Below are 2,045 nucleotides of genomic sequence, written 5' to 3'. Positions count from 1 at the left end.
CGGGCGTTTCGCGCGGGGTCGGCGTGACAGAAGCACGCGCGCCGCCGCCATCCTTGCGCGACGACATCCGCTTGAAGTCCTCACGGATCGGCCATTTCGCCTTCTCGGCGGCGACCTGCACGCATTCGATCAGCGCGGTGTTCTTGGCCTCGCGGCGGTGCGCCTTCATGTCGCCGTCGCGATACGCATTGAGGATCCGGAACTCCATCGGGTCCATGCCGACGAGATGGGCGAGCTTGTCCATCTGGCATTCGATCGCAAAATCCATCGCGGTGACGCCGAAGCCGCGCATCGCTGTCGCGGGCGTCCGGTTGGTGAAGACGCAGTAGACGTCACCATGGACATTCGGGATCGTGTAGGGGCCGGGCAGATGCGCGGCGCATTTCACCGCCGCGTAGCTCGACAGCCGCGTATAGGCGCCGCTGTCGAAATAGGCGCGCACCTTGCGGGCGACGACGCGGCCGTCGCGCATCACGCCGTCCTTGATGTAGATGCGCTCGGCGCCGCGCGGCGGGCCGTATTGCATTTCCTCCTCGCGCCCGAACACGTAGCGCACCGGCCGCCCGGTCAGCATCGCGCCCAGAATGCAGAGCGGCTCGGTCAGGGTGTCGACCTTGCCGCCGAAGCCGCCGCCGACGGTGCCGCCGATGAAGTGGAAGGTGTTGGACGGCACGTCGAGGATTTTTGCGCAGGTGTCGACCGAGAAGAACAGCGCCTGCGTCGAGGTGTAGACGATGAAGCGACCGTTGGTGTCGGGCGCTGCGATCGAACCGTTGGTCTCGGTCGGGGCGTGCTCGATCGGCGACATCTGGTAGCGCTGCTCCAGCACATGGTCGGCCGTGGCCAGCGCGCGGTCAGCGTCGCCGAAGCGCAGCTGCTGGCGATCATAGGTCTCGTGATAGGTGAACGTGTTCTTGGGATAGACCTCGTTGACCACAGGCGCGCCCGGCTTCAGCGCGTCCTCGACATCGAACACCGCCGGCAGCGGCTCATAGTCGATCTTGACCTTTGCAATTGCTTCAAAGGCTTCGCGCGGGCTGTCGGCGACGATGGCGACGATCGGCTCGCCCTTGTAGCGCACCTTGTCGACCGCGAGCGACGGTTCGTCGTCCTTGCCGAAATTGATCAGGCTGAGCAGCGTGTTCAGGTTGCGCGGCACGTCGGAGGCGCGGATCACCCGCCGCACGCCCTGCGACCGCTCGGCCTCCGAGGTGTCGATGCGGCGCAGTCTTGCATGAGGATGCGCGCTGCGGACCACCTTCAGATGCAGCATGCCCTGCAGCTTGTGATCGTCGAAATAGGGCGAGGTGCCGGTGACATGGCCGAGCATGTCCTGACGCTGCGTGCCCTTGCCGATCTCCTTCAGATTGTCGTCGCGTTCGTCGGCGAAGATGTCCTTGCGCAATTCCAGCATGGCACTGTTCCCTTACACGCGGCCACGGCCACCGGACGCGGCAGCCAGCACGGCGTTGATGATCGGCTCATAGCCGGTGCAGCGGCAGATGTTGCCGGAGATCGCCTCGACGACTTCGGCGCGGCTCGGCTGCGGATTGCGGTCGAGCAGCGCCTTCGCGGCCATCAGCATGCCCGGCGTGCAATAGCCGCACTGCGCGGCGAAATTGTCGGCGAAGGCGCGTTGCAGAGGGTGCAGGTTGGGACCGTCCTTGATGCCGTCGAGCGTCTCGACCGAACGGCCGGCGACCGTTTCGGCCAGCGTCAGGCAGGAGAGATGAAGCTCGCCGTCGATCAGCACGCTGCAGGTGCCGCAGCCGCCCTGGCCGCAACCGAATTTCGGCGTCATGTCGCCGATCAGCTCGCGCAGCGCGACCAGCAGGTTGGTGCCGCCATCGATGAAGATCGCGACCTCGCGGCCGTTGTGCTGGAATTGAAGGGCAGTCTTGGCCATCGTGACTATTCCTGACCGGACAACAGGCGGCGAAGATGCACGCCGACGATCTCGCGGCGATACCAGGCGCTGGCGAGCGCATTGTCGCCGGGCGCGGCTCCTTCGGCGGCGGCCGCGGCGGCTGCATTGATCGCGGAAG

The 2,045-nt window shown here is 65.9% G+C and carries 2 protein-coding genes and 1 pseudogene; all 3 read right to left on the bottom strand.

Going from position 1 to position 2,045, the window contains the following annotated elements; all coding sequences use genetic code 11:
• Nucleotides 1-1,414 (bottom strand): xanthine dehydrogenase family protein molybdopterin-binding subunit (locus tag H8A92_RS40285; RefSeq protein WP_229200781.1); only part of this gene is annotated, 1,414 nt, incomplete at its 3' end.
• A 12-nt stretch (nt 1,415-1,426) separates the two neighbouring features.
• A complete protein-coding gene (locus H8A92_RS40280) occupies nt 1,427-1,906 on the bottom strand; it encodes a (2Fe-2S)-binding protein (protein WP_229200780.1) in 480 nt (159 codons plus the stop codon).
• Nucleotides 1,907-1,911: 5 nt separating this feature from the next.
• Nucleotides 1,912-2,045, bottom strand: a pseudogene (locus H8A92_RS40275) (FAD binding domain-containing protein); the annotation flags it as partial.

Origin of the sequence: Bradyrhizobium acaciae, assembly GCF_020889785.1 — a bacterium.
GTDB lineage: Bacteria > Pseudomonadota > Alphaproteobacteria > Rhizobiales > Xanthobacteraceae > Bradyrhizobium > Bradyrhizobium acaciae.
The sequence above is the reverse complement of the archived record's forward strand: the minus strand, read 5'-3'. Positions and strand labels throughout refer to the sequence as shown.

What these genes read in the sequence shown, in the direction of transcription:
- H8A92_RS40280 (WP_229200780.1), bottom strand. Translation starts at nt 1,906, where the DNA reads ATGGCCAAGACTGCCCTTCAATTCCAGCACAACGGCCGCGAGGTCGCG.